Consider the following 25,176-nt stretch of genomic DNA (forward strand, 5'->3'; position numbering starts at 1 on the left):
GAACGAGCAAGGTGTCAACGACGAAGAGCGTCCAGAGGAAGATCACGACACAGGATCTGGAGTTCCCCGGGTACCTGCGAGCCCCACACGCGGCGAAGACGACAGCACTCGGCCTGTGGCTGCACACGGACGGACTCGGCCGCCGGCAACTCATCCCGGAGCTGATCGCCGCAGCGATCTACCCGGGCGAAGCCGCGACCGAAACGGTGATCGAGCACCTGCTGATGCTCGAGGAGTCCGGCTTCCTGGAGATGTACTCGGCGGACGGCGAGGAGTGGATCGCACTGCGACGCCCGCTGAAGCTCGACGCCCGCACTGCCTGGTCGAACTGCCCCGACCCGCCCATTCGCGAACATTCGCGAAGCTTCGCGGCTGTGGGGGGAGCGCGGGCGAGGGCGCGGGAGCGGATGCGAGACGAGGACCGGGAGCGCGCGGGGGAGTGGGCCGAGTGGCGCGAGGAGCAGGAGCGCACGCCCCTGCCACCGCGACCCCGCCTACTGGACGCCCCGCCCATCGGATGCCCGGATCACCCCAATGGTCGCTTCGAGGACTGCGGGAAGTGCGGGACTGCTCGCCGCCAGCACGACAGATGGCTCGCTCAGCAGCGATACGAGGACCAGCTCACGAAGGCGATGGAGGATGACGATGGACAGCCGTTCTGACCGGTTCCTGGAGCTCGAAGCGTCCGGGGCGTCTTCCGCGGAGATCGCGGGCATCCTCGGTGTCTCGACTCGCACGGTGACCCGGTGGCGTCACGACGCGGGCTGTAGCCACGCGCCGGCGGCGAACGTCCGGGACATGTCGGTGCGGGAGCGGGCGCGGCGCCTCCTTGACGATGGAGCGTCGTTCGCCGACGCAGCCGCGACGGTCGGGGTGGCCCGGTCGACGCTCCGGCGCTGGTTCCCCGACGTGCCCGCGTGGACTCGCTCCCAGACCGGCCAGTGGTCAGTGCTGCTTCGCCAGGGTGAGGCGGTGCTTCATGGGTGACCGGGTCTGCATCCGTGGGTGCACGCAACGCCAGCACTTCGCCGACTGCCCCGACTACGGCAAGACGGACGGCACCTGCCGCGGCTGCGTCCCCGCAGAAGCCCGCGAGCGCTCATGGATCTGCGACCGCTGCTTCGGACGCACCCGCCGCATGATCACCGACGCCCCCGACCTCCTCGGCCGCATCCGCTCCCTGGGTGACCCGACGAAGGCCCGCGCCTACGACCAGGTCGGATCAGGCGCCGCACGGAACGTCGAGGCGCCCGCCCCGATCCCCGCTGACCTTATCGACGCCGGCGACGCGATCGCCGGGACTCTCCGCGCCTGGGCATCCATGCTCGAGCACCGCGGATGGGACTCCCGCGGCCTCCCCGCCGGCGCTGACGCTGCCGACGCCTACGAGGAAGCACAGGGGAACGCCTCGGTCATCCTCGACGAGCTCCCGAAGCTCGCGAACGACCAGGACATGATCATCGCCCTCACCGCCGCCGCCCTCGACCTCCACCCGGCCGTGGATGGGATCCGGGAGCGCTGGTCGATAGCTGACGCGATGTACCGGTGGAACGTCGAACGCCCCACGGAAGCATTCGTCGAGGTCCACGAAGACGACGAAGAGATCACCGTCGGAGGCGTCACCGAGTGGGGCACAGAGCACGAGATCTGGGACCGCCGACAGGCCGCCCGCGAAGTCGGAGTTTCCGAAGAGTCGCTGCGCCGATGGGTCCGCGAGAAGGATCTGCATCCGGTCGCGACGACGAGGGGACCGCTCGGGAAGGTGACGTGGTTCCGGGCAGCCGCTGTCCGCGCCGCCGCCGCAGCCGTCGCGGCACGCAAGGGCAAGAAGGCTGAGGCGACCGCCTCATCTGATCATCAGGTTGGGAGCATGGAATGACCATCCCGTACAGCGATTTCATCGCGCGTCGAGCGGCCCGTGTGCGGCCCGTGGGCATCGACGTTGGTCCGGGGGACCTGCACCACAGCCTCAAGCCGTTTCAGGTCGACGTGACCCGGTGGGCGGCGCGCGTGGGCCGTCCCGCCGTGTGGGCGGATACGGGGCTCGGCAAGACCCGGATGCAGCTCGAGTGGTGTCGAGTCATGGCGGACGTGTCGCTGATCGTCGCGCCGCTTGGTGTCGCCCGCCAGACGCCGGAGGAAGCGGCCCTGATCCACACCGATGCGCGGTACGTGCGCAGCGGCGACGAGATCACCGGACCCGGCGTCTACGTGACCAACTACGAGATGGTCGACCAGTTCGACCCGTCGAAAATCGGGGCTGTCGCACTCGATGAGGCTTCCATCCTCAAGCAGTCAGACGGGAAGACTCGCACGAAGCTGATCCGCCACTTCGAGAACGTCGAGTACCGGTCGACATGGACGGCGACGCCGGCACCGAACGACCCGGAAGAGCTGACCAATCAGGCCGAGTTCCTCGGGCACATGACCCGGGCGAATATGCTCGCCGCCTATTTCGTGCACGACCAGGACGGGTGGCGCCTCAAGGGTCACGCCGTGGAACCGATGCTCGACTGGATGGGCACGTGGGCGATCGCGATCCGGCGCCCGTCCGACCTCGGCTACGCCGACGACGGCTACAACTTGCCCGGTCTGAACATCATCCCCGAGCTGGTCGACGTCGAGATCGAGCCAGCAGATGGGGAACTGTTCGCCATGACGATCGGCGGCGTGCAGGGCCGGTCGAAGGTGCGCCGCGAGTCGCTCGCAGCTCGCGTCGACCGCGCCGTGGAGCTCGTCGAGCGAGAGTCCGATGAGCCCTGGCTGTTGTGGACCGGGCTGAATGACGAAGCCGACGCGATCGCCGACGCGATCCCCGGGTCGGTCAACGTGCACGGGTCCATGAGCCCCGACGAGAAGGCCGACCTTCTCCTGGGGTTCGCGCATGGCGACTTCCGAGTGCTCATCACCAAGCTCAAGATCGCCGGGCTCGGGATGAACTACCAGCACTCCGCGCGCATGGCGTTCGTTGGATTGAACGACAGCTACGAGCAGTACTACCAGGGCATCCGCCGCTCATTCCGGTACGGGCAGACGCGGGTGGTCAACGCGCACATCGTGCTCTCCGAGATCGAGTCGCAGATCGCCGAGAACGTCGCCCGTAAGGAATCGCAGGCGAACCGAGTAATCGACGGGCTTATCGCCCGCAACACCACAAGGAGGGTCGCATGAGCGACTACATCACCGATGAAGCCCGCGGCAACATGTGGGAATTCTGGCTCGGCGACAGCGCCGAACGTCTGGCAGAGATCCCGGACGAGTCGATCGACATGGACCTCGGATCGCCCCCGTTCGAGTCGCTCTACACCTACTCGAACAGCCCGCGCGACATGGGCAACGCCCTCGACCGCGCTGACTTCTTCGAGCAGTACGGGTACATGATCCGCGAGACCCTCAGGGTGCTAAAGCCGGGCCGCATGTCGGTCGTCCACGTGCAGCAGACCACGAAGATGAAGGGCCGCGACGGGTTCATCGGCATGGTCGACTTCCGTGGCGACGTGATCCGCGCGCACGAGCGCGAGGGGTTCATCTACTGGGGTGAGGTCACGGTCGACAAGGACCCGCAAGCTCAGGCGATCCGCACCAAGGCGCAACAGCTCATGTTCGTCACGAAGAACAAGGACCGCACCATGATCCGGCCCGCCCTGGCGGACTACGCGCTGATCTTCAAGAAGCCCGGCGACAACAACGTTCCGGTCGTCGGTGACCTCAGCAACGAGGAATGGATCAAGCTCGCCCGACCCGTGTGGCTCGAGATCCAGGAGGGCAACACCCTCAACGCGAAGATCGCCCGTGAGGACGACGACGAACGTCACCTGACCCCGTTGCAGCTCGACTTCATCGAGAACTGCATCCGCCTCTACACGAACGCGGGAGAGACGGTCCTGTCGAAGTACGGCGGCGTGGGCTCGGAACTCTACATGGCGGTGAAGCTCGGCCGCCGTGCGCACGGCATCGAGCTCAAGCCGTCGTACTGGCGTTCTGGATGCGACTACTTGCGCGACCTCGAACACGCTCTCGCGCAGCCCGCCTTCGATTTCGAGAGCGCCTGACCGTGGCTACCAACCAGGCCAACAGCGGGTCGGAGGAATCATGAGCATTGGAATCACTCGACCGAATGGGTCGGTCTATCGGCCTCGCAAGATCCGCGCGCAGCTGCTCGGAAACGAGGACGAGACGAACGCGGTCGTCGTTCTCGGCACTCACGACCTGGCGGATGCGCGGGTGCGCGCTCAGGCGGAGGTGAACGAGCTCAACAGCGGCATCGACTACCAGTTCTTCATCCGCCCGAGTGACCGCGGAAAGAGGGTCTGGTATCGGCAGAAGCTCTGGGGCTTCTACGAGGATGCTCCGCTCTACGGCTTCGAGGTGGATGAGGAGCGCGGGGTGGCTGGTGTGGAGTTCGACATCATCACAGAGTTCGATCTGTACGACGCTTGCCTCGAAGAGTTCGACGCTCCCGAGGCCAACAGGGGGGCAGAGGGATGAGCGTGTCAGCGGGAGTTGTGGAGCTTGATGACGCCGGCGCGGGACATGTTGAGGGCGGTGGCGATCTGTTCCCAGGTGGCGCCTTCTTCGCGGGCTTGCGCGATGAGCTCGGGTCGCCGTTCGATGTCTCGGGCGATTCGTTCGAGCTGGGTGAGTGCCTTCATGCGGGCAACTCTACCGTCTACTTTATTGACACGCCACCGTCTAGAAAGTAGACTATGAGTATGGCGACCACCACTTGCGCACACTGGGTTGGGAACGACACCACCGGCCACCGCTGCAACGCCGCCGACATCCGCTCCGAGCGTCTCCCGTTCTGCGAGAAGCACTACAAGATCCAGCTCGCTCGAGCCGAGAAGCAGCTCGCCAAGGAGCGGGCACGCCATGCCCGCACCGAGGCTGACTGGTTCGCACGCAACGCCCACTGGCTCCCCGCATGGCGTCGCCAGCTCGAGCAGGCCGAAGCCGAGTACGAGCGTCGCACCGCAGCACCCATCGCCGACCGTGCCGCAGTCGGTGGTGCCATGCACGGCTCCATCGTCCGTTCCCAGCGGTCGCACCTGTCCGACACGAACGTCTCCCGCGTCGTCGAGCTCCAGAGCATCATCGCAAAGCTCCGGGCCGACATCGCACGAGCAGAAGGAAACGCAGCATGAACGCGACAAGCCTGCTGGTCTACCCCGGCCCTACTCGGACCCACCATCATCCCTGCCACGGCCTAGACGGATGGGTTGGCCCCGGGCGAGGAACAGATCCGGTCGACGACGAAGCGATACGCGCGTGTGAGCGCGACGTGGACCGAATCCTGTCGACCATCCACACGGACGGTGAGTCATGAGTGCTGTCATCTATGAGAACAACCTCAATGAGTTCCGGTTCCAGCCCGAGCTTTCGGATGGGCGGCGGCTCTGCGTGATGTCGGATCTCTACGGGTCGTGGACAGAGTGGAGGTGGCCCGGAGACGAGTGGGCTGATGGGCCGAAGCTGTTCGCCTCGCGTTCGCGCGCGGAGCGAGTCGCGAGGCGGCAACAACGGCGGGAGCGACGTGAGGACAGGAAGGTCTTCCGCGAAAGAGGCTCCCAACCGACCGGACCTGGGACATCCGATGCTGAGTGAAGCCTGGCGTCAGGCGATCCGGTCCTTCCTGAGCAACGAGCGCGCCGGCGGAAAGCCTGAGACGACCGTGAGCGCCAGGAAGCATCACCTCGAGCACGCCGCACGACGTCTCGGCCCCGACCCATGGGCGGTGTCCGTCGACGAGATCCGGGACTACTTCGCGACGCAGAAGTGGGCGCAGGAGACCCGCCGCGGCCGCCGCACCACCCTGACCCGGTTCTACGACTGGGCCATCGAAGCTGGCTACACGGACACCAGCCCGGCCGCACGCCTCCCGAAGGTGCCCATGAAGGCGGGGCGACCGCGGCCGGCGCCAGAGCGGGCGTACAGCGCCGCACTGCGCAGCGCCGACCCGCGCGAGCTCCTCGCGCTCCGCCTCGCCGCCGAAGTCGGTCTCCGCCGAGCCGAGGTCACGAAGATCCACTCCGACGACCTCTTCGAGGACGAGGGAGGTGTGTCCCTGCTGGTCCACGGCAAAGGAGACCGCGACCGGACAGTGCCGCTCCCGAAGAGCCTCGGCGAAGCGCTCACCGCACTCCCGTACGGGTACGCGTTTCCAGGGAAGGACCACGGCCACCTCTCGCCCCGATACTTGGGGAAGCTGATCGCCCGACTCCTCCCGGACACTCTCACGATGCACACCCTCCGCCACCGGTTCGCGACCCGCCTCTACGCGAGACGCCGCGACATCCTGATGGTGCAGCAAGCGCTCGGTCACGCCAGCGTCGGCACGACACAGCGGTATGTCGACTACGACCGGAACACCATGCGCGAAGCCATCGACGAGATGGCAGGCAGCGGATGACACCCGGCGTGTCGCATCGCCGGCTTCCCAGACCTATGAACAGTTCTCGATTAGGGTGGACCCTGCGGGGTCACCGACCCTACTGAAGCCTCCACCTCCCAACAGGTGAGAGGCTTCGGTCGTTCCTGGCATCGTGCAGCCCGGGGCGACACCAGCTCCCATCGCAGCGCGACACACACCGTGCGGGCCTTCGCCAGGTCGCAGACTCGTCGGTGGGAGCCACTTCCTCGGCATGCCGGTTGACCTGGTCCTGGCTAGCTCGAGGGACGGTCGCATGTGACGGCGACCACAGCCGACGGCTCGGGTCCGTCTGGCATACCGGGGCGGGTGTACGGGCGTGGACGCCCGCCCCCACATCCTTCAGGGGGTCCAACGGTGGACACACTCCGAGCACTCGCGATCGTCGGCGCCTGGGTCATCGGCCTGACCGTGATCACGTACTGCCTCGCCGAGCTCGGTCGGGCCATGGGGATCACATGAGCCGCATCGAGGACATCGTCACCGACCAAGCCGACCCACCCGACCGGCGCCCGTACGAGTGCTGGCACTGCGAGAAGCGCCATCACTTCCGGTGGCAGGCCGCCTGGTGCTGCGACGTGATCAGCAACGAGCTCGACGGCGAACCGAGACCGAACGCGCCGGGCATCCACCGAGGGGTCGACTGACATGACCATCGCAGAGCAGGAGCCGCGCGCACGCCGATCCAACTCGCGGCGCATGCACATGCTCCGCCAGGAGTTCTTCGAGCAGGGCAAGAAGCTCGCCGCCGAGGAAGATCCCGCCGCGAACTGCTGGATCTGCACCGAACCGATCGACTACGAAGCGAAACCCGGCACCACCCCCGACTCGCACGAGCTCGATCACCGCTTCCCCGTCTCGACTCACCCCGAGCTGCAGGAAGACCCCGACAACTTCGAGCACTCCCACAAGCTCTGCAACCAGACCCGCGGAGCGAAGACCCCGAGCGCCGGCCTCGGCACGGAGGTAGTGCCCGACTGGTGGGACGAGGAGACATCATGACCGCGACGGTGGAGATCTACACGCGCACCGACGGGAAGTACGCCTGGCGCCTCATCGCCTCGAACGGCAGCATCATCTCGAACGACGGCGGTCAGGGCTACGAGAACAAGTCGGACTGCGAACGCATGGCGCGGTACGTCGTGAACGGTAAGTACCGCGGCGCCAAGATCAAGACGGTGAACGACGGGCGACGGGCGAAGAAACGCCAGACACCGCCCCCGCCGCCGGCACCCCCCACGACTGAGGGCGCGCGCATCCCGCTATGAGCCGGATACGAATGCGTCGATCGCGCATCCTGAAGCCGCTCCGCATCGTCGAAGCGCCTGGCCCCGTGATCGAGTACGTCGGCTTCGGCGGCACCCTCCGCACCGTCACCACGGACATGAGGCTCGGCAGGGGAGTCTGGCGCACCCCGCAGTACGGTCTACGCCGCGCAGCGTGGGACGCCGCCTTCGGGTACGTGTCTGGGTTCCGCATCCGCGACATCGCTTACTACCTCGTGACCCGCTCCTTCTCTGAACGCATCGCTGAGCGCGTCATCGCATGGGAGCAGAGCAAGGAGACACGATGAGTGACACGGGACGAGGGGGAGTCACCTCAGGGTCTGCCCACCGCACCATCGGTGACCATGACGGCAAGGAAGCGTACATACCGCTCAAGCCCGACAGCGACCGCAGCAAGGCCATCATCGCCGAGACCGCGAGACGTCTCGGCATCGACCCAGACCAGACCAACACCATCCCGTGAAAAATCCAGCGATGGCCTAAGGGCCGGACCGGACACCGGGGATCGCTTCCTCTCTCCCCGGGAGTGATGCGTGATTTCCAATCGGGGTGGGTGGTGCTCGCGATGGCTACTCGGAAGCGGTACTCGGCGGCTGATCGGGAGCGTCTCGTCGGATTGGTCCAGCAGGCGCGCCGTGTCGAGCCCGGATTGTCGTCGAACGCGGCAGTTGCGCGGATTTCTGAGGCGGAGGGCGTCAAGCGGGACACGTTGCGGGGGTGGTGCCGTGCGGCGGCGTCGCCTGGTGACGGGTTCAAGCCGCAGCGTGCCGCGGTCGAGCGGGCGTTGGTGGCTACGGGTGTTATCGACATGCCGGGCGAGGCGGTGCTGATCAGTCTGCTCCGAGACATGGCTGACGCGCTCGATACCGAGCCGACGAACCAGCTTCGGGTCGCGATGCTGTCGGCGCAGAAGGATCTCCGAGCGGTGGCTGAGGCGGCTCGTCTTCGAGCCGAGCGTGAGAAGGCGCAGGCGAGCCGAGAGGCGCCAGGGGCGGCGGAAGAGCCGAGCGTGGCTGGACGGTCGCGGAAGCCTGGCGACCCGGTCTCGCTGGAGAGCTGGCGCAGTGGGCAGGGAGTTGCCGGCTGACCTGAGGAGGGCATGTGGCGACGACCGTGCGGCCCGAGTCGGCGGAGTGGTGGCAGACCGACGAGTACCTCGACGTGGTGTACGCGGTCGATCCCGAGGATGGTGCGCGGCATATCGGCGTGACGGAGCCTCGGATCGGGTCGCTTCCGTTGCGTCCGTTGGACTCGTCGACGTCGCTCGGGTTCGAAGCGGTCGCTTTCGCGAGCGAGATGCTGAACGTACAGCTGTACCCGTGGGAGCGGGCGGCGCTGATCCGGGGTCTCGAGATCAACCCGGACGGCACGTACCGGTTCCGGCGTGTGCTGATCAGCGTTGCGCGCCAGAACGGCAAGACGCTGCTGGCTTCGGTGCTGGCGGCATGGTGGCTGTTCGTCGAGTCGGCCCGCCGGAAAGACCGTGTCCCGCCGTTCAAGTTCAAGATCGTCGGCATCGCTCAGAACCTCGACATCGCGAAAGAGCCGTGGAACACGGTGAAGATGTGGGCCGACCCGGACCCGGAGACCGAGGAAGATCAGGAGCTCGCGCTGCCGTGGTTGCAGGAGGCCACCACGAAGGTGGTCGACACGAACGGGGCACTCGCGATCATCGCGAGATCACGAGCGCACTACGAGATCCGTGCCGGGAAGAACGCCCGCGGAAAGCCCGCGGCGCGCGTCCTGATGGACGAGATGCGTGAGCAGAAGGACTGGTCGGTATGGAACGCTGTAGCGCACACCACGAAGTCGTTCTGGAACGGCATGCTCGTCGGGTTCTCCAACGCCGGTGACTCGTCGGCTGTGGTGCTGAAGCAGCAGCGCAAGGACGCGATCGCCGCCGACGAAGAGCTGCGCGCGTACATCGAGGAGGGTATAGGCCGCCTCGAAGAGTTCGCGAACACACACGATGTGACGCTCGGCATCCTCGAATGGTCAGCACCCGACGGATGCGACCTCGACGATGTCGACGCGATCCTCGCAGCAAATCCGACGATCGGGTACGGCGCCATGACGGTGCAGACGGTGCTGTCGGACATCCGCACGCCGGACTACCGCACCGAGTCGCTGAACCAGTGGGTGACGGTTCGCGTGAAATCGCACATTGACCCGCGAGAGTACGACGCGCGGTGCGTGCCGGCGGCGCAGGTTCGCCCCGTCCACGGTGCCCGCACCGTGTGGGGCGTGGACGTGTTCAACGGGATGTCGTGGGTGACCTCGGCGGTGGCGACAGAGTCGGGGAAGACGTTCCTGACGGCGCGGATCGCTCGCGCGGGAACGCTGTGGGTGCCGGAGTATCTCAAGGATCTGGCCGAACGGTCGGGTTTCTACGAGGTGGCGCTGCAGGCGTCGATCGGTGTCCCCTCTGCAGAGCTCGCTGAGCCTCTGGAGAAGCTGACTCTCGCGGGCGGGAAGAAGCTGATCGTGCACCGCCTTGGCGGTGGTGAGGTGGCTGCGGCGACCACGATGATCGGCCAGCGCATCCGTGACCGGCAAGTGGTGTTCGTGAAGCAGCCCGGCATCCGCCTCGCCTTCGAGGGCGGCGCGGCACGCGAATACAACGAGTCCCACATCTGGTCCCGGAACCGGTCGAAGCCGGTCGATATCGCTGGGCTGGTCGCGATGAGCGAGGCCCTGTACGTCCATGAGGCGGTCGACCCGCCGAAGAACAAGCCCGCACCGTCGACCCCGCCGCGCGCGGCGGTGATCGAAGCGGAGTCCAACGCACGCTCGAACGACGTGAACCTCGTCGACGTGGCGTTCTAGTCGAGGAGGTGAACGGCGTGCCGGAGAAGGGCTACCAGGTCGACGCGAAGATCCCCGGATGGGCATCGATGGTCGAGGAGACCAACGAGACCAACCCGGAGTTGATGTGGCCGAAGTCCAACATCCTGTTCGACCGGATGCGCTCCGAGGACTCGCAGGTCGGGTCGGTGCTCCGCGCCGTCACTCTTCCCGTGATGCGCACCGGGTGGATGATCGACCCTGCTGGAGCGCCACGCGAAGTCGTCGAGGACATCGCACGAAACCTGAACCTGCCGATCAAGGGCGAAGATCCAGTCGCGCAGCCGCGAACCCGCGGACGGTTCTCGTGGACGGAACACCTGCGGCTCGCGCTGCTGTGTCTCGTGTTCGGACATGCGTTCTTCGAGCAGGTCTACGAGTTCGATGAGGCATCCGGGCGGCACCGGCTGCACAAGCTCGCCTACCGTCCGCCGCGTACCATCTCGAAGATCGCCGTGAAGCGCGACGGTGGGCTCGACTACATCGAGCAGGGTTTTCACGGCAGCAAGCTCGTAAAGCTGACCGTCGATGAGCTGGTCGTCTACGTCAACGAGCGTGAAGGCGGAAACTGGCTCGGCCGCTCCGTGCTCCGCCCGGCGTACAAGAACTGGCTCCTGAAGGACCGCCTGCTGCGCATCCAGGCGCTCGTCGCCGAACGCAACGGCCTCGGGCTTCCCGTGTACACCGGCGCCCCCGTCCCGGACCAGTACGACGAGACGAAGATCGACGAATGGATCAAGACCCAGCAGGAAGACGGGCTCGGGATCGCGCGCGGGCTGCGCGCGGGGGAGACTGCGGGGGCGTCGATTCCTCATGGCGCGAAGATGGAGCTTCTCGGTGTGGCGGGGAAGCTCCCCGACACCGGTCCGATGATCCAGTACCACGACGAGCAGATCGCTCGCGCGGTGCTCGCCCACTTCCTGAACCTCGGCTCCGAGACCGGATCGTGGGCTCTCGGGACCACGTTCGCGGAGTTCTTCACCGGTTCGCTGAATGCTGTGGCGCAGCACATCGCCGACGTCACGCAGCAGCACGTCGTCGAGGACATCGTCGACAAGAACTGGGGCATTGAGGTGCCGGCGCCTCGAATCGTCGCCAACGCGATCGGTGCCGAACAGCCAGCGACTGCCGAGGCCATCCGAGCTCTCATCGAGGCCGGCGCTGTCGTGCCTGACGAAAAGCTCGAGGCATGGACTCGCGAGCGGTGGGGGATGCCAGTCAAGGCGCAGAGCGCCGCGGGCGAGGTGGCCGGCATGTCGCCGGCAGAGGCCGCGAGGTTCGTCGCTGAGGTGTCTCAGAAGGTCTACCTCGCCGTGGTCAACGGGGTGTTGAGCGTCGAGGAAGGCAGACAGGTCCTGCAGTCGGCAGGAGCCATGATCGACCCCGCAACGGTCCCGAGCCGTGGCGGCCAGCAGAGCGCCCCAGAGGAGGCAGCATGACCGAGAAGCGGGATACCCGGTACTGGGGCGATCGCACCCCGCCGGAGAACAAGGTGGAGTTCTTCAACGCCATCACTACGCCTTCGCCCACAACCGAGGGCGCCACGATCGCGACGATCCGTATGTACGGGCCGATCGACTCGTGGGGCGGATGGTGGGGCATCAGCGCGGCGGACGTCTCCGCCGTCATCGACGAGCTCCCCGAATCGGTCGAGCAGATCGTGCTCCGGATCAACTCGCCCGGCGGGGAGATCTTCGAAGCGTCGACGATCCTCAACATGCTCTCCGCACACAAGGCAACGGTGACCGCCGTAGGAGACGGGCTGGTCGCATCGGCGGCGTCTTACATCATGGCCGGCTGTGACGAGGCCGTGATGTCTCCCGGATCCGCGATGATGATCCACTCCCCGCTGTCGATCGTGTGGGGCAACGCCGAGGACATGCGGAAGACCGCGAACCTGCTCGACACTCTCGAGCGCTCCATCGTCGAGATCTACACCGCGAAGGCGGGCGAGAAGGACTGGGCGGCGCTCCTTGCCGCGGACACGTGGCTGACGCCGACCGAAGCGGTCGAGCTCGGGCTCGCCGATCGGACGGGCATCGTCAAGGACGCCGGCCCGGTCCGCACAGCAGGCGACGAGGACGACCTGGTCATCATTCAGCTCGATCCCGACCTGGACGACTCGGCGGATGCTCGCGCGACCCGTCTCACCGGAGCCGCAGCCGTGGCTCTGATCAACAAGCTCCCGGCAACCGAGCCGGGTGAACCGAAGAAGGAGGACGTCATGGCTTATGACGAACTGAAGGCGCAGATGCGCAACCGGCTCGGTGTGAACGATGCCGACGCCTCGGACGAGACGCTGATCCAGGCGCTCGACCAGGTGCTCGAGGAGCAGGGAACGGAGCCCCAGGCTTCCGCGCTCCCCGAGGGTGTCGTCGCCATCGACAAGTCGGTGCTGGAGGAGCTGCAGGCGAAGGCGAGCCGCGGCGAGGCCGCAGCCGCCCAGCAGGACAGCGACCGACGCGACGGTCTGATCAAGGACGCCCTGCGCGCGGGGAAGATCACCGCCGCATCGCAGCAGAAGTGGCGCACCATGCTCGACCGCGACGAGGAAGGCACCAAGGGGCTCCTCGCCGACATGGCGGCCGGCAGCGCCGTCAACGTCACCGAGAAGGGTGAGTCCGACGGTGTCCTCGACGCCGATGAGGACCTGTACAACCGCACGATCGGGAAGAACAAGACCAAGGAGGAGGTGGCCTGATGGCCGACTACCTGCCCCGGCACACTCCGGGAACCGCTGTCACCCGCACCGCTTCGGCGGCTGTCACGGGTGGTCGTCTCGTCGTCGCCTCGGGCGCCGACACCGTCGCACACGCTGGTGCCGATGCGGCAAACGTGGTCGGGGTCGCCGGCTTCGACGCCGCGAACGGCGAAGCCGTGACGGTCTACACCCGCCCCACGGGTGTGCACCCCCTGGTCGCCTCCGCGGCGATCGCAGCGGGCGCTCAGGTGATCTCCGCCGCCACCGGCAAGGTCGCAACCATCGGTGCCGGCGAGAACCCGATCGGGATCGCGCTGACCGCCGCCTCCGCCGACAACGACGTCATCGACGTCCAGTTCGTCTGACGCAAGGGAGAAGGAAACTATGGCGTCTTACACCTACCCCACGGGGCACCCGTCGGGAACCCTCACCGTCGATGAAGCACGTCTCGTTCTCGGCTCGTCGGCGGTCGTCGCCCGCGCGCTCGCGGACATCATGGAGATGTCCTTCATCGGCGACTACCTGCTGCAGGACCGCCTCGACGCGGCCGCGGGCGGTGTTTTCTACGAGAGCATCGAGTCCGCGTTCGCCCCGACCGAGTCGGAGATCGTGGCGCCGGGCGCCGGGTACCCGAAGGTCGTCCTCCCCGAGGGCACCATCGAGGCAGCCCGCGCGGTGACCCGTGGTCTCACCACGGATGTCACCGACAAGAAGCTCGCCGAGCGCGGCGGGTCGGTGCTCAGCCGAGCTCTCCGCATCCTCGCGAACACGGTGATCCGTGACGTCGACACCGTCACGATGGGCGTGATCTCGTCCGTCGTTTCGTCGACGTTCGCTTCCCCCGGCGGCGCGTGGGACTCGGCCGGTGATGTCGTCCGAGCACTCACGGACATCCGCACTCAGCGGGCCAACCTCGGACTCGGCATCGACCTGAACACGGTCGTCCTGTCGCCGTCGGACTACGCCACCCTGATCGGCATGTTCATCAACGACGGCGCTCTGCCCCGCGAGGCGCAGAACCCCGCCACCACCGGCGGTGTCCCGCTGAACCTCTACGGGTACAACTGGGTAACCTCGCCGTTCTACACCGGCTCGAACCCGCTGTTCGTGGACCGGGAGATGCTCGGCGGCATGGCCGACCAGACCGGCATCTCGCCGGACTGGACCTCCTACGGAGAGTTCGGAATCGAGGCACAGTCGGACCGCAAGACCGGCTACGACAAGTGGACGGTCGGCGCACGCCGCATCACCGTTCCGGTGGTCCTCGAGCCGAACGCCGGCGTGCAGATCACCTCGACCGGACTCTGAGGAGGCTGAGCTGATGGCGAAGCACAAGATCACCAACGGCGCGGTCGTTCTCGCATCGGCGTCGAGCAGCCGGGTGTATCTCTACGCCCCGGCGATCGTCGAGTCGGACGACTACACCCAGGACAGCGTGAAGCACGCCGTGTCCGCAGGGCTGCTCGAACCGATCGAGGCGAAAGCCTCGAACGCAACGGCCAAGAAGTAAGACGAGAGGGGGCGATGATCCGTGGCCTACATCCACTCCGACATCGGTTCGGATGAGCCCAAGGCGCGTCGCGTGCTCGCACGCGCACGGGTCATCGCCCCCTGCATCTTCACTCTCCCCGCAGGTAGCGAAGAATGGAAAGACGGCCAGGCGATCCTGCAGGCCGTCTTCGCGGAGGTGCCCAAGACGGGCACCCGCCGCACCCGGACGCTGTCCCGCAACGGCACCTCAATGTCGTTCGAGGCGTCCGGGATGTTCACGATCGACGAGATCGAGTCCCTCCGAGGCTTGTGCACGCCGCCACCGGTGGCGACTGGCGCCCCGGTGGGATCATTCCCCACCGGCGGAGTCGTGAACCGACTTTGGCCGGCAGGGGAGGACGCCTGATGTCGTGGCCAGAGTTCTTCTACCCCCACGAGGTCGATATCTCCAACCCGACCGGGGGCGGCGGGCTCGGGGGTGGCTACGCAGACGCGGCCACCGTCTCCGCTGAGGTGAAAGACCGCATCGAAACCGTTCGCACCCCTGACGGCGCGGAGGCGGTTTCATCAGCGCAGGTCTCGGTGCCTCTCGACACGACGGTCCGCCTGGGCGCACTCGTGACGACGTGGAAGGGGACTCCGCACCAGCGGACGTCCGAAGTGATCGCGCTCGCGCGGAACGAGAACGGCGACCCGCTCGACGAGTTCACGATCCTCTATCTGAAGTAAGGCGGCCCGGTGATGCAGATCAACACCCGCGTACTGCTCACCGAAGCCGAGAAGGCTATCCAGAAGGGACTCCGCGCGGTGGCGCGCGAGACCCTGCGCCGCTCCAACCAGAAAGCGCCGGACGACCCGGGAACAGACGGCCGTGACCTGAAGAAGTCCGGCAGCGTCAGCGTCGACGATCTCTCCGCGCAGGTGTCGTACACCGCACGGCACGCCCTCTTCCAGCACGAGCGGCTCGATTATCAGCACCCCAACGGGGGTGAGGCGAAGTTCCTGGAACGCGCCGCCAGCGAGGTATCCGCCGGGCCGGGTGAGCAGATCATGGCCCGCGCGGTCCGGGAGGTGTTCAAATGAACGACGACGACCTCACCATCCTCATCTGCGAGACCCTCGGCCACATGCCCGGGTGGAACTGGTGGGAAACCGCCACGCCCTACCCGGTCGACGAGGTCGGCATCCACTACGGCGACCTCCCCGCCGACGGTCCAGACCAGGCCATCGGGGTCAGCGTCTACGACGCACAAGACCCCCTCCATCTCTCATGGCGGAACGTGCAGCTTCGCATCCGCGGCAAACAGCGGGATAAGCGAAGCGCCGACAAGCTCGGCTCCTTCGCGTTCATCGCCATGCAACGGCTCTCCCGGGTGGGAGGGATCAGCGACACCAGTCGCATCTCATTCGCTCCTCTCGGAGCGGACGGCAACGCCCGCGAAGAGCGGACCGAGAACTACATCATCATCCTCGACAACCCGGAGGTAACAGCATCATGACCACGGCAGTTCCCCTTCCCGCCGGCACGACGCTCGGAAAGAGCTTCGAGTACGGCGTCGACATCAACCTCGGCACCACCGGCTCGCCGGACTGGCAGTCGATCCGTCGCATCAGTGGCGTCCAGCCGACGTACACCCCGACCACGCAGGACGTGCAGACCTACGATGACCTCGGCGCGCAGAACAGCGACGTCACCGGCTGGTCGTGGAGCCTCGCGTTCAACGTGCAGGTCAACCGCAGCCTGTCGACCGGCCTGTACCTGCCGGAGATCGAAGCGCTCCTCGCGCGCGCATCGGACCCCGACGCGAAGGGTGAGGCGGCGGTCGCGGAGTTCCGCTGGTACCACAAGCCGGAAACCGGCGAGCCGAACCCGAACGACGCCCGGCAGGGCATCGGCACGATCTCTGTGTCACGCACCAATGTCGGCCCGAACGGCGAGGTCGAGAACCTCACCGTCACCATCACCGGCAAGGGCACGTTCGCGAAGATCGCGAACCCGTTCGCGGGCTGGTCGGTCACCGCACCGACCATCTCCACCGCGGCACCGCTCAACGGCGGCGACGGCGACCTGATCACCCTGATCGGCTCGTCGTTCCTCGGCACCACGGGTGTCACCGTGGACAGCGACCCGGCGGAGTACAACGTGGTCAACGGAGCCACGATCGTCATCGCGCTGCCTGTCGGCGACGCCGGCAACGTGCCCATCGTGGTGACCAACGCGACCGGCGCATCGTCCGCGTTCACCTACGCGCGCGCAGCCTGACGCTGAAAGACCGGAGGGAGCGGGCGAACATACCCCGCTCCCTCCGGACCAAACCCCGAGGAGCAACCTGTGGGACACGTCGACTTCACCGACTGGGCCGTGCAAGATCTGGTATTGCCGTACAAGGGAAAGCAGTACCGTGTGCCGGCGCCTTCCGTCCGCCGAGCTCCTCTGATCCTCGCGTCGGCGCTTCGCGGTGAGATCAATCTGGGGTACGCCCGGGACGAGACGGGCGCGCCGATCACCGAAGTGCCCGAAGAGGTGCAGGAGTTGCTCGACACCATCGGCGACACTCACCCCGGCCTGACTGACGAGGTATACGCCCAGATGGTCGCCGACGACCTGCCTGTGGTGACCATCGACCGGATGGCGTACTACGCGGTCTTCTACTGGGCGCGAGGGCGCGAGTACGCTGACCGGCTCGCCGCTCTCATGTGGACGCCGCGTGAGCTTCCCGAGGAGGAGCAGCCAGCCCCAAAAGACTGATCACGGCGGAGGACTGGGCACCCTACGCCGCACCCGGCGCCACCGTCGACGCAGACGGCTGGTACTCGGACTATGTGCCCGTCCCCGCAGACCTGCGCCCCGAGATGCCCAGCGCGGCACGCGCACAGAAGCCAGCGGTTGAGGTCGACGGCTCGCTGTACGCCGTCACCGCGAACTGGCGCCTCGTGATCGCCGAGCTCATGGAACGCGGCATCGACCTCTACGACCCCGCGGTGCTCGACCGACCGTGGCCCGGCGTGCGCGCCCTGATCTTCTCGCTGCTCGACTCCGACACACGGTTGCGGGCGGTGCTCACCCGGAGGTGATCCGCGATGGCCCTTCGCGCCGGCGTGCTCGAGTTCCTCTTCACCGCGAACGACAGCGACTACGAGAAGAAGCTGAAGGGCGTCAAAGACACCGGCGAGAAGATCGAACGCAACCCGATCAAGCAGAAGCTCGACGCCGACGAGAAGGGTGCTCTCGCCGGCATGGACCGTGTCGAGACCGCCGCGAAGAAGCTCGTCAGCCAGGACACCGCGATCAAGATCAACGCGAACGTCGCCTCGGCGGAGAAGAGCATTGACTCGACCCAGAAGCGACTCGACTACCTCCGCTCCGTCGAGACCACGATGGACGTGAGCGCCGACATCAAGCGCGCTGAAGCGCGCCTGCAGCGACTGGAACGTCAGCGCGACGCACTGGTCAACGCCCGAGCGGAGATGGTGGTCGACGCATCGACCGATCCGGCACGCCAGAAGCTTCAGGACGTCGAGGGGTACGCCGCCGATTCGGGCAAGAAGGCGGGGAAGAACGCCGGTGAAGAGCTCGGCGGAAACATCGTTGCCGCGCTCGCTACAATCCCGATCGCCGGGGCCGTGGTCGGCATCGGGTATGCCGCCGGGAAGGCGCTCATCGGTGCGTTCAACGACGGGCTGCAGCAGGAGCTCGGCCGCGACCGCCTCGCCGCCCTGACGGGGCTGCAGGAGGCTGACGCGGAACGGATCTCGCGGGCAGCGGGTGAGGCGTACGCCAACAACTTCGGCGAGTCGATCGAGTCCAACATGGACACCGCCCGCCTCGCACTCCAGTTCGACCTCATCGACGAGCAGGCCACCACGCGCGACGCGCAGAAGGTCATCTCCGGGCTCGCCGGCATCGCCGACGTTCTCGGGGAAGAGATCCAGCCGACCGCTACGGCCGTGACCACCCTGCTCCGCACAGGCATGGCGAAGACCGCCGAGGAGGCGTACGACATCCTCGCTGCCGGCGCACGCGAGGGACTGAACCGCAACGAGGACCTCCTCGACACGATGACGGAATACCCGGTCGTGTTGCGCCGCCTCGGGATCGACAGCAAGGACATGCTGGGGCTCTTGAACCAGGGGCTCGAAGCGGGAGCCCGGAACACCGACGTCGTAGCGGACGCGCTCAAGGAGTTTCAGATCCGCGCGACCGATGCATCCGAGTCGTCGGCGGATGGGTTCGAGCGGATCGGTCTGAACGCCGAGGAGATGACGGCGAAGATCGCAGCCGGTGGCGAGTCCGCGCGCGATGGGCTGCAGCTCGTGCTGGAGAAGCTGCGCGAGACCGAGGACCCGGTGGAGCGAAATGCGGCGGCCGTGGAGCTCTTCGGCACGAAGGCGGAAGACCTCGGAGACGCGCTGTTCGCCCTGGACCTCTCAAGCGCCGTAGACGAGCTGGACGGCGTCACGGGCGCGGCTCAGCGCATGTTCGACACCCTGGCCGACAACGATGCGACCCGCGTGGAGCAGGCGTTCCGAAACATCGAGGTCGCTTCCGACGGCGTCAAGGGGGCTTTAGCCTCGATCCACCGATGAGCCGTGGGTGTGCCGGGGCGGCATGATCGGGGCGCGGTGACGCGTCGAGGGCAGGGTTGAGTTCCGGGCGTCGCATCCCGGTCGTCCACTTGGTCCTCGGTCGTGCCGCGTTGCGGCGATGGTCAGGTGGTCACCGTTGGCGGTGGCGCGTGCGTGGCTGTGAAGAGCCGGTCGAACGCGGTCTGCCATGGCCAGGCCTCGGGCAGGTGCAGCGTGATTCGGCGCGCGGAGCGCGCCAGCCGTGCGGGGACGTGGATCAGGGTGCGGCGGATCGTCGCGGTCGTTGCTCTCGCGAGCCGTCCCGCTCGGTCGGCGACGAGACCGGCAGCGCGGGTGAGGTTGAATGCGATCACGGCGATGACGAGCCAGGCGCTGTTCGCGGTGAACACCCCGGAGGGCAGGTGCGCGAGCGGCCCCGCTTTGAGGTCGGCGTGGACCTGCTCGATGATCGCGTGACCGCGGTGGGTCTTGTCCGCGGCCACCGTGTCCATCACCTCCTTCGCTGTGGTGGTGAAGAACGCGTGATGCCGGTAGACGTCGAACAGGGTCGGCTGCTCCACCTGTCTCGGGTTCAGATCGGGGATGCGCCGCACCACCAACCGTCCGGCGACCTGTTCCGCCTTCTTCCTCGAGCGGAACGCGGTGAACGGGACCTCGGCGACCTCGGCTTTGGAGATCAGCTGCCCGGTGGTCTCGTCACGGATCGCGTCGGTGTACTCGATCATCTCCCACGCATCATCCGGGATGGTCGCGATCGCGGCCTTCACCGCCGGGTCCATCCTCACGGTCACCGACACGTCGGCGCCCGCCTTGATCGCGGTGCCGACGGTCGCGTGTCCGTAGAACGCGGAGTCCGCCCGCAGCAACGGCCTGGCCCCGGTCGCGGCGCGGGTGCGGCGCAGGGTGGCGAGAGCATCGCCGACGATCCGCGCGGCCCCCTTCGGGGACCCGGTCTTCCCCTGCCGCAACCGCTGGGCCAGGATCACCGGCGCCGACGAGGTGGTCGATGCCGTGGCGAGGAGGGCGTTCAGCCCCCGGACGCCGGAGTACCCGAAACCGGCGCCCTGCTTCTGGTATCCGTGGACCTCGATGATGGTGTCGTCCAGATCCACCATCACCCGCTCGCCATCGCCTGCTCGGAGCAGCGGCGCGTCGACAGCGAGATTCGCGAACACCCGGGAGGCGACGGCGTCGAGCTGGCGGACGTGTCCGAACCGGAACTCCCGCAGGAACGACCCGAGCGTCGACGGCGCATACGTCCGGTCGAACAACCGGCCCATTCCGCCATGGCGGAGCAGGTTCATGTCGTCGATCGAGTCCGCCCCGGCGAGCATGCCCGCGACCAGTGCCATCACCTTCGCACCCGCGTTGGCGCCCTTATCCGTCGGGACGCTCAACCGCTCACGCGCGAGCTCGTCCAACCCCGCGGAACGCGCCAGGCGGAGCATCGGCACCAGCCCCGCGGCCGACACGAGATTCGGATCATCGAACACCGCAGACACTGCGGCGGGGGCGTGCTTGAATTGCATCTACGAGATGCCTCTCCGACCAGACGAACAGAACCCTAAGCAAGCTCTATTCTTCCTGATCAGAGGGGCATTTCTACGTCACGACGCTCGCTCAACGCCCCGTCCATCGGTGGATCGAGGTTTAGCGGTCGCGTTCGGCGAACCACTCGGCGACTTCGCTGAGTGGGTGTCGGCGAACCGTGGCCCGGTGCTCGAGTTCTTCGGCGACCTGATCAACGGTGCGATCGACTTCGCGATCGCGGGGACGGAGAGCTTCGGCGAGTTCGTCTCTGGGCCGCTTGCTGAGACCGTCGACGGACTCGCGACCGTGATCGACATGTTCAACGGATTCGAGGGAAAGCCGAAGGAGCTCACTGATCTCGCCGACAGCATGCGTGATTTCGACGGGTCAACGGAAGGCGCGGTCGGGTCGCTCGAGGCGATGCGTGACGAGTTCAACGACTTCTACGAGCCGCAGGTAACTCTCGGCTACCTGAACGACATCGCCATCCGAACTGCGCAGTCCATCGACCAGGTCGGCTACGCAGCCGACGGCGCGACGCAGCTCACGGACGCATGGACGGAGTCGACCGATGGGTCGATCGAAGCCCACGGTGAGCTGGATGAGCAGATTCGCGCGGTGATGGATTCGCTCGCGCAGGAGATCGAGACGGCCGCGCAGGCGGGGGAGTCGCAGTCGAACCTGTCGGAGCGGTACGACACCACCACGCAGGCTCTCGCTGAGCAGCTGCAGGCGATGGGGTTATCCGAAGAGCAGGCCTACCAGCTGATCGACTCATACCTTGAGGTGCCGGAGAAGGTCGACACGCAGGTGTCGTCTAACGCGGATCCGGAGCGGGAGAAGATTGAGCGCCTCGGTTTCAAGATCGAGACGCTGCCTGATGGGTCGGTCCGCGTCACGGCGAACACGACGCCGGCGCGGTCGGAGGTTGATGACTTCATTCGCGACTACGCGGGGCAGGCGTTCAACATGTACGTCAACGCCATCCCTGGCGGAGGCGGAGGTCGCAGTGCACTCACGAACGCGCGCGGCAACGTCGTTGAGTTCATGGCAGCCGGCGGAATCCCCGGGCTAACACCGATGCAGCCGATCGCGCAGGTAGTTCCGCCGAGCACTTGGCGGGTCGTTGGTGATCGAGGCGATGTCGCGGAGTCGTTCATTCCGCATGACGGGTCCGCACGGTCCTACGCGATCCTGGCGGAGACCATGCGCCGCATGGGAGTTGGAGCGGGCGAGGTGCCGGTGGCTACCGCAAGTGCGCCGGAACAGATGACGATCTCGGGGACTCTTGATCTCGGCAACGGGATCACGGGAGTTGTTGAGGGCGTTCTGCTCGCACGGGAGCGCAGGCAAATCCGGAATGGGCGGGGGAGGGCGACCAAACCATGACCCTGACGATCACGGATATTACCGAGAGCGGTGGGGCTCCCCGTGTCGAGGTTCTTCTGACGGGTCTTGATGCGGGGGTCGCGTCGGTGACGGCGTACCGCTTCAGCCGTGGCATTGAAGAGCCGGTATCGGGTGTGATCAACGCGCCTGTCGCGGGCGCTGGCAACTGGATCGACTACGAGGTCCCTGCCCAGGCGGCGACGTACAAGGTGGAACTGTTCGACGCGGCCGGGGAGTCGGTGGGGTTTACTGAGCCCACATCGATCGAGCTGGGGTACACCGGCGTGTGGATGCATTCGCCGTTTGCTCCTTCCGGGGCCGTTCGGGTGAGTCTCACGCCCGAAGCCGTTCGACGCCTGTCTCGTCCGGTGCCGGGGGCAATAGTGCGCCCCAAGGGGCGTCGGGTTGGGGTGATGGTTTCCAGCCCTCGGCAGGGGTTGCGTGACGTGGTATTCAGCGTGCACTGCACCGACCTCGATAGCGCAGACCGGATCCAAGCGTTCCTCGGCGACGAGACGACACGCCTCCCGCCGGTGATCTGCATCCGGGTGGGAGTGGACTACCCGGGAATCTTTCGACGCATCCGGTCGCCGCTGTTCCTCGGAGTGCTCGACATTCCGGAGGATGACGTGAGCCTCCGTTATGGCGGGGAGCGGACGTTGCAGCACATCATCGGCGATGAGGCAGCCAGGCCAGCACCGGGCCTGTTTATCCCGCTGCTGCGGCGGATGGATGTGGATGCGTACTACGCCTCTCGGGGCGAGTTCGACGATGCGTATCTCACGCGCCTCGACGCGAACCGGGATTACTCGCTCGCTGGATTCGCAGACGGTACGTGACGGGGGGAGGTCAGGATGCGGGAAGATTCCGGCCTCTCCACTGTCCTGGACGACGGGTACTCCCGACACCTCCTCATCGACGTCCTCCACGGCTCTGACCTGGTCGCATCGAACGTGTTCGCGGAGTCGTGGGATCTGGACGGGAACACCGATCGAGATCCGCTGACGACCGGGCGCGTGCGGATCGTGCACAGCTCGATCAACGGCGAGTCGTGGGTGCCGACCCCGCAGTCTGGCATCCTTTCCCCATTCCGGGCGACCCTGATCCTCACTGAGGTCATCGAGGTCGGGTCGTTCTCCCGCCGCGTGCAGCTCGGCATGTTCGATGTGATCGACGTGCCCTATGCGGAAGACATCACCGCCACGTACGGGCATCGGTGGCAGACCGAGGTCGAGACCAGCGACGACCTGTTTGAGGACGTGTTCACGGAGACGTTCCCCGGGGAGAGCGTCGTCGTCGGGGGCGGCTGGGTGGGGAACGCCCACGAGATCGTCGTCGCTTCCATCGTCGATCTTGAGATCGTGTCCCTGGACAGTCGGCCGTTGGGTGCATCTTTCCGGTCCCCGAGGACATCGCTGACGTCGGCTTGGAGTGAATGGCGGAAGGTCGGACTCCTTCCGGTGATCCAGACGGGCGCGGACGCGGTGATCCCCCGAACCGTGTGGCCTGCCGCCGACGGATCACGGCTCGACGACATCCAGGCGTGCGCGACCGCGCTCGGCGGAATCCCTGTCGTCGACTCCTTCGGACAGTGGGTGCTCGCAGACGACAACACGCCCACGGTGGAGATCCGCCTCGGGGAGACCGGGACGATCGTGGACATGTCGTCGGCGCTGACGACCGACGGGTTCGCGAACGTGATCGTGGGGAACTACGAAACCGAGGCCGGCGTCCCGCTCCGCGCCGAGTGGGTGGCGCCCGGCTACCTCGCACCGTCCGTGATGGGGCGAGAGATCGTCCGCTTCCACACATCATCCACGGTCCGGACGCAGGGCCAGGCAGACGCGGCGGTGGCCGCGCAGGGTGCGATCGCGACCTCGCAGGACATCGATGTCGAAATCGAGTGCATCTACAACCCGCTCCTCGAGCTCGGCGACCACGTCACCGTGCCGGGAGAGAACGTGTCCGGCGTCGTCCGGAGGCTGCGTGTCTCCGACGAGGCGACGATGCAGGTCACGGTGCGGATGAGGAGGGCACTGTGAGGACGTACGAAGACCTCGTCAACAGCAAGCTCGCCGACATCGCACGGGTGACCACCGCGGTCGGCGTGTTCGTTGGCATGGACGGTGGCCTCGCGAAGGTCAACCTGCAGGGCGCCACCGTGCGGATCCGATGTGACGGGTTCTCCCCACCCGCACCGAACATCCCCGTGCGGGTGGACACGGTCGGGGGGATCATGCGGGTCACCGGCCCGGCCCAGACGCTGAATCCACGCGGCACGGTCACCGCCGTCGGGGGCGGCTCCACCACCGTCACCGTCGAGGTCGACGGGACATCCTGGGATCTGCCGGTCCTGGCCGGCTACTCGCCGATGGTCGGTGAGGTCGTGGTCATCAACTGGCAGTCAGGGCACGTGCTGGGCGAGGAAGCATCCGCGCCCGAGCCGACGACTCCTGAAGACAAGCCCGACGCTCCGACCGCGTTCAGCAACCTCCTCGTCTACCCGACGGGCTCGGGAAAGTACGACGACGACTGGAACAACTGGTGGGGTGGCGCCGAGGTGTGGGCGTCCAATTCGAACGACGGCATCTGGGTCTACGGCGGCCGGTTCAGCACCCTCAACGGGGCGGATGTGTCGAAGACCGAGATGTATCTTCCCCGGCTGGAGGAGCGCGGCGTCGCGTTCATCGGGCTCCACGGCTACTCGGGCATCCCGTCAGGGGCCCCCACGATCACCGACACCGTCACCCTGTCCCCACGCAACGGATGGGTCACCCTCCCGTCGTCGTGGGGAAACCACCTGCGGGACAACCCGAACGCCGGAATCGGCGTCACCTCCGGTGCCGGATTCAACCGGTGGGCAGGCGCCGGCCAACACTCACTCTCCGGTGCGCTGCGTTTCGCGGGCACCCGCTGACCTG

34 protein-coding genes are annotated in these 25,176 nt (G+C 66.7%); 32 read left to right on the forward strand and 2 right to left on the reverse strand.

The window, feature by feature from the left end:
• Positions 1-11 precede the first annotated feature (11 nt).
• Genes IM777_RS07720 through IM777_RS07745 form a run of 6 tightly spaced genes read left to right on the forward strand, consistent with a single transcriptional unit; the run spans position 12 to position 4,488 of the window.
• Positions 12-662: a hypothetical protein gene (locus tag IM777_RS07720; RefSeq protein ID WP_228481017.1), complete on the forward strand. Its 651-nt coding sequence runs from the start codon at positions 12-14 to the stop codon at positions 660-662.
• On the forward strand, positions 646-987 hold the full coding sequence (locus IM777_RS07725; RefSeq protein WP_194385162.1) for a helix-turn-helix domain-containing protein: 342 nt from the start codon (positions 646-648) through the stop codon (positions 985-987). The genes IM777_RS07720 and IM777_RS07725 overlap by 17 nt, the downstream gene beginning before the upstream one ends.
• The gene (locus IM777_RS07730; protein WP_194385163.1) at positions 980-1,879 is read left to right on the forward strand and encodes a hypothetical protein; all 900 of its coding nucleotides are present in this window, start codon (positions 980-982) and stop codon (positions 1,877-1,879) included. Before IM777_RS07725 ends, IM777_RS07730 begins: the two co-directional genes overlap by 8 nt.
• Complete coding sequence (locus tag IM777_RS07735; protein ID WP_194385164.1) at positions 1,876-3,171, forward strand: helicase-related protein; 1,296 nt, start codon at positions 1,876-1,878, stop codon at positions 3,169-3,171. Before IM777_RS07730 ends, IM777_RS07735 begins: the two co-directional genes overlap by 4 nt.
• Complete coding sequence (locus IM777_RS07740) at positions 3,168-4,052, forward strand: DNA-methyltransferase (protein WP_194385165.1); 885 nt, start codon at positions 3,168-3,170, stop codon at positions 4,050-4,052. The genes IM777_RS07735 and IM777_RS07740 overlap by 4 nt, the downstream gene beginning before the upstream one ends.
• Before the next feature lie 40 nt (positions 4,053-4,092).
• Positions 4,093-4,488 carry a hypothetical protein gene (locus tag IM777_RS07745; protein WP_194385166.1) on the forward strand — a complete coding sequence of 132 codons (396 nt, stop codon included), beginning with the start codon at positions 4,093-4,095 and terminating at the stop codon, positions 4,486-4,488.
• A 5-nt stretch (positions 4,489-4,493) separates the two neighbouring features.
• On the opposite strand, the gene IM777_RS07750 is transcribed toward IM777_RS07745, so the two are convergent.
• Complete coding sequence (locus tag IM777_RS07750; protein WP_194385167.1) at positions 4,494-4,652, reverse strand: hypothetical protein; 159 nt, start codon at positions 4,650-4,652, stop codon at positions 4,494-4,496.
• Between the two features lie 60 nt (positions 4,653-4,712).
• Between IM777_RS07750 and IM777_RS07755 the strand changes: the two genes are divergently transcribed.
• The 22 genes from IM777_RS07755 to IM777_RS07860 all read left to right on the forward strand — a co-directional run bounded on the left by IM777_RS07755 (position 4,713) and on the right by IM777_RS07860 (position 19,336).
• Complete coding sequence (locus IM777_RS07755) at positions 4,713-5,144, forward strand: hypothetical protein (RefSeq protein WP_194385168.1); 432 nt, start codon at positions 4,713-4,715, stop codon at positions 5,142-5,144.
• Between the two features lie 449 nt (positions 5,145-5,593).
• The gene (locus tag IM777_RS07760) at positions 5,594-6,409 is read left to right on the forward strand and encodes a tyrosine-type recombinase/integrase (protein ID WP_194385169.1); all 816 of its coding nucleotides are present in this window, start codon (positions 5,594-5,596) and stop codon (positions 6,407-6,409) included.
• Positions 6,410-6,885: 476 nt separating this feature from the next.
• The gene (locus IM777_RS07765; RefSeq protein WP_194385170.1) at positions 6,886-7,074 is read left to right on the forward strand and encodes a hypothetical protein; all 189 of its coding nucleotides are present in this window, start codon (positions 6,886-6,888) and stop codon (positions 7,072-7,074) included.
• A gap of 1 nt (position 7,075) precedes the next feature.
• Complete coding sequence (locus tag IM777_RS07770; protein ID WP_228481019.1) at positions 7,076-7,429, forward strand: HNH endonuclease; 354 nt, start codon at positions 7,076-7,078, stop codon at positions 7,427-7,429.
• Complete coding sequence (locus IM777_RS07775) at positions 7,426-7,695, forward strand: YegP family protein (protein ID WP_228481021.1); 270 nt, start codon at positions 7,426-7,428, stop codon at positions 7,693-7,695. The genes IM777_RS07770 and IM777_RS07775 overlap by 4 nt, the downstream gene beginning before the upstream one ends.
• Positions 7,692-8,000: a hypothetical protein gene (locus tag IM777_RS07780; RefSeq protein WP_194385171.1), complete on the forward strand. Its 309-nt coding sequence runs from the start codon at positions 7,692-7,694 to the stop codon at positions 7,998-8,000. The genes IM777_RS07775 and IM777_RS07780 overlap by 4 nt, the downstream gene beginning before the upstream one ends.
• On the forward strand, positions 7,997-8,176 hold the full coding sequence (locus IM777_RS07785) for a hypothetical protein (RefSeq protein ID WP_194385172.1): 180 nt from the start codon (positions 7,997-7,999) through the stop codon (positions 8,174-8,176). Before IM777_RS07780 ends, IM777_RS07785 begins: the two co-directional genes overlap by 4 nt.
• A 90-nt stretch (positions 8,177-8,266) precedes the next feature.
• Positions 8,267-8,800 carry a hypothetical protein gene (locus IM777_RS07790; protein WP_194385173.1) on the forward strand — a complete coding sequence of 178 codons (534 nt, stop codon included), beginning with the start codon at positions 8,267-8,269 and terminating at the stop codon, positions 8,798-8,800.
• Positions 8,801-8,814: 14 nt separating this feature from the next.
• Positions 8,815-10,539 carry a terminase gene (locus IM777_RS07795; protein ID WP_194385174.1) on the forward strand — a complete coding sequence of 575 codons (1,725 nt, stop codon included), beginning with the start codon at positions 8,815-8,817 and terminating at the stop codon, positions 10,537-10,539.
• A gap of 17 nt (positions 10,540-10,556) precedes the next feature.
• Positions 10,557-11,996: a phage portal protein family protein gene (locus tag IM777_RS07800; RefSeq protein ID WP_194385175.1), complete on the forward strand. Its 1,440-nt coding sequence runs from the start codon at positions 10,557-10,559 to the stop codon at positions 11,994-11,996.
• Positions 11,993-13,258 carry a head maturation protease, ClpP-related gene (locus IM777_RS07805; RefSeq protein ID WP_194385176.1) on the forward strand — a complete coding sequence of 422 codons (1,266 nt, stop codon included), beginning with the start codon at positions 11,993-11,995 and terminating at the stop codon, positions 13,256-13,258. The genes IM777_RS07800 and IM777_RS07805 overlap by 4 nt, the downstream gene beginning before the upstream one ends.
• Complete coding sequence (locus IM777_RS07810; protein ID WP_194385177.1) at positions 13,258-13,623, forward strand: DUF2190 family protein; 366 nt, start codon at positions 13,258-13,260, stop codon at positions 13,621-13,623. Before IM777_RS07805 ends, IM777_RS07810 begins: the two co-directional genes overlap by 1 nt.
• A 19-nt stretch (positions 13,624-13,642) precedes the next feature.
• Positions 13,643-14,566: a phage major capsid protein gene (locus IM777_RS07815; protein ID WP_194385178.1), complete on the forward strand. Its 924-nt coding sequence runs from the start codon at positions 13,643-13,645 to the stop codon at positions 14,564-14,566.
• Between the two features lie 13 nt (positions 14,567-14,579).
• The gene (locus IM777_RS07820; protein WP_194385179.1) at positions 14,580-14,768 is read left to right on the forward strand and encodes a hypothetical protein; all 189 of its coding nucleotides are present in this window, start codon (positions 14,580-14,582) and stop codon (positions 14,766-14,768) included.
• A gap of 21 nt (positions 14,769-14,789) precedes the next feature.
• Positions 14,790-15,155, forward strand: a complete 366-nt coding sequence (locus IM777_RS07825) for a hypothetical protein (RefSeq protein ID WP_194385180.1) — start codon at positions 14,790-14,792, stop codon at positions 15,153-15,155.
• A complete protein-coding gene (locus IM777_RS07830; protein WP_194385181.1) occupies positions 15,155-15,478 on the forward strand; it encodes a hypothetical protein in 324 nt (107 codons plus the stop codon). The genes IM777_RS07825 and IM777_RS07830 overlap by 1 nt, the downstream gene beginning before the upstream one ends.
• 9 nt (positions 15,479-15,487) lie before the next feature.
• Entirely contained in the window at positions 15,488-15,832 is a 345-nt protein-coding gene (locus tag IM777_RS07835; protein WP_194385182.1) for a hypothetical protein, read from the forward strand.
• A complete protein-coding gene (locus tag IM777_RS07840; RefSeq protein WP_194385183.1) occupies positions 15,829-16,248 on the forward strand; it encodes a phage tail terminator protein in 420 nt (139 codons plus the stop codon). The genes IM777_RS07835 and IM777_RS07840 overlap by 4 nt, the downstream gene beginning before the upstream one ends.
• A complete protein-coding gene (locus tag IM777_RS07845) occupies positions 16,245-17,012 on the forward strand; it encodes a phage tail tube protein (RefSeq protein WP_194385184.1) in 768 nt (255 codons plus the stop codon). The genes IM777_RS07840 and IM777_RS07845 overlap by 4 nt, the downstream gene beginning before the upstream one ends.
• A 69-nt stretch (positions 17,013-17,081) precedes the next feature.
• Positions 17,082-17,498: a DUF7426 family protein gene (locus IM777_RS07850; protein WP_194385185.1), complete on the forward strand. Its 417-nt coding sequence runs from the start codon at positions 17,082-17,084 to the stop codon at positions 17,496-17,498.
• 74 nt (positions 17,499-17,572) lie between these two features.
• Positions 17,573-17,824 carry a hypothetical protein gene (locus tag IM777_RS07855; protein WP_194385186.1) on the forward strand — a complete coding sequence of 84 codons (252 nt, stop codon included), beginning with the start codon at positions 17,573-17,575 and terminating at the stop codon, positions 17,822-17,824.
• Positions 17,825-17,830: 6 nt separating this feature from the next.
• Positions 17,831-19,336, forward strand: coding sequence for a phage tail tape measure protein (locus tag IM777_RS07860; protein ID WP_194385187.1), 1,506 nt, complete (start codon positions 17,831-17,833; stop codon positions 19,334-19,336).
• Positions 19,337-19,458: 122 nt separating this feature from the next.
• Here IM777_RS07860 and IM777_RS07865 read toward each other — a convergent pair whose 3' ends face one another.
• Positions 19,459-20,865 carry an IS1380 family transposase gene (locus IM777_RS07865; protein ID WP_135950160.1) on the reverse strand — a complete coding sequence of 469 codons (1,407 nt, stop codon included), beginning with the start codon at positions 20,863-20,865 and terminating at the stop codon, positions 19,459-19,461.
• A gap of 187 nt (positions 20,866-21,052) precedes the next feature.
• Between IM777_RS07865 and IM777_RS07870 the strand changes: the two genes are divergently transcribed.
• From IM777_RS07870 to IM777_RS07885, 4 genes are read left to right on the forward strand one after another with little or no spacing between them, the layout of a single operon-like run.
• Positions 21,053-22,255: a hypothetical protein gene (locus IM777_RS07870; RefSeq protein ID WP_194385188.1), complete on the forward strand. Its 1,203-nt coding sequence runs from the start codon at positions 21,053-21,055 to the stop codon at positions 22,253-22,255.
• Positions 22,252-23,094, forward strand: a complete 843-nt coding sequence (locus IM777_RS07875) for a hypothetical protein (RefSeq protein ID WP_194385189.1) — start codon at positions 22,252-22,254, stop codon at positions 23,092-23,094. Before IM777_RS07870 ends, IM777_RS07875 begins: the two co-directional genes overlap by 4 nt.
• A 15-nt stretch (positions 23,095-23,109) precedes the next feature.
• Positions 23,110-24,297 (forward strand): hypothetical protein, encoded by a 1,188-nt coding sequence (locus tag IM777_RS07880; protein WP_194385190.1) that lies wholly within the window; start codon positions 23,110-23,112, stop codon positions 24,295-24,297.
• Positions 24,294-25,172, forward strand: a complete 879-nt coding sequence (locus IM777_RS07885) for a hypothetical protein (protein ID WP_194385191.1) — start codon at positions 24,294-24,296, stop codon at positions 25,170-25,172. Before IM777_RS07880 ends, IM777_RS07885 begins: the two co-directional genes overlap by 4 nt.
• The last annotated feature ends 4 nt before the right edge of the window (positions 25,173-25,176 follow it).

Source organism: Microbacterium luteum (assembly GCF_015277875.1).
In the GTDB taxonomy this organism is placed as follows: Bacteria; Actinomycetota; Actinomycetes; order Actinomycetales; family Microbacteriaceae; genus Microbacterium; species Microbacterium luteum.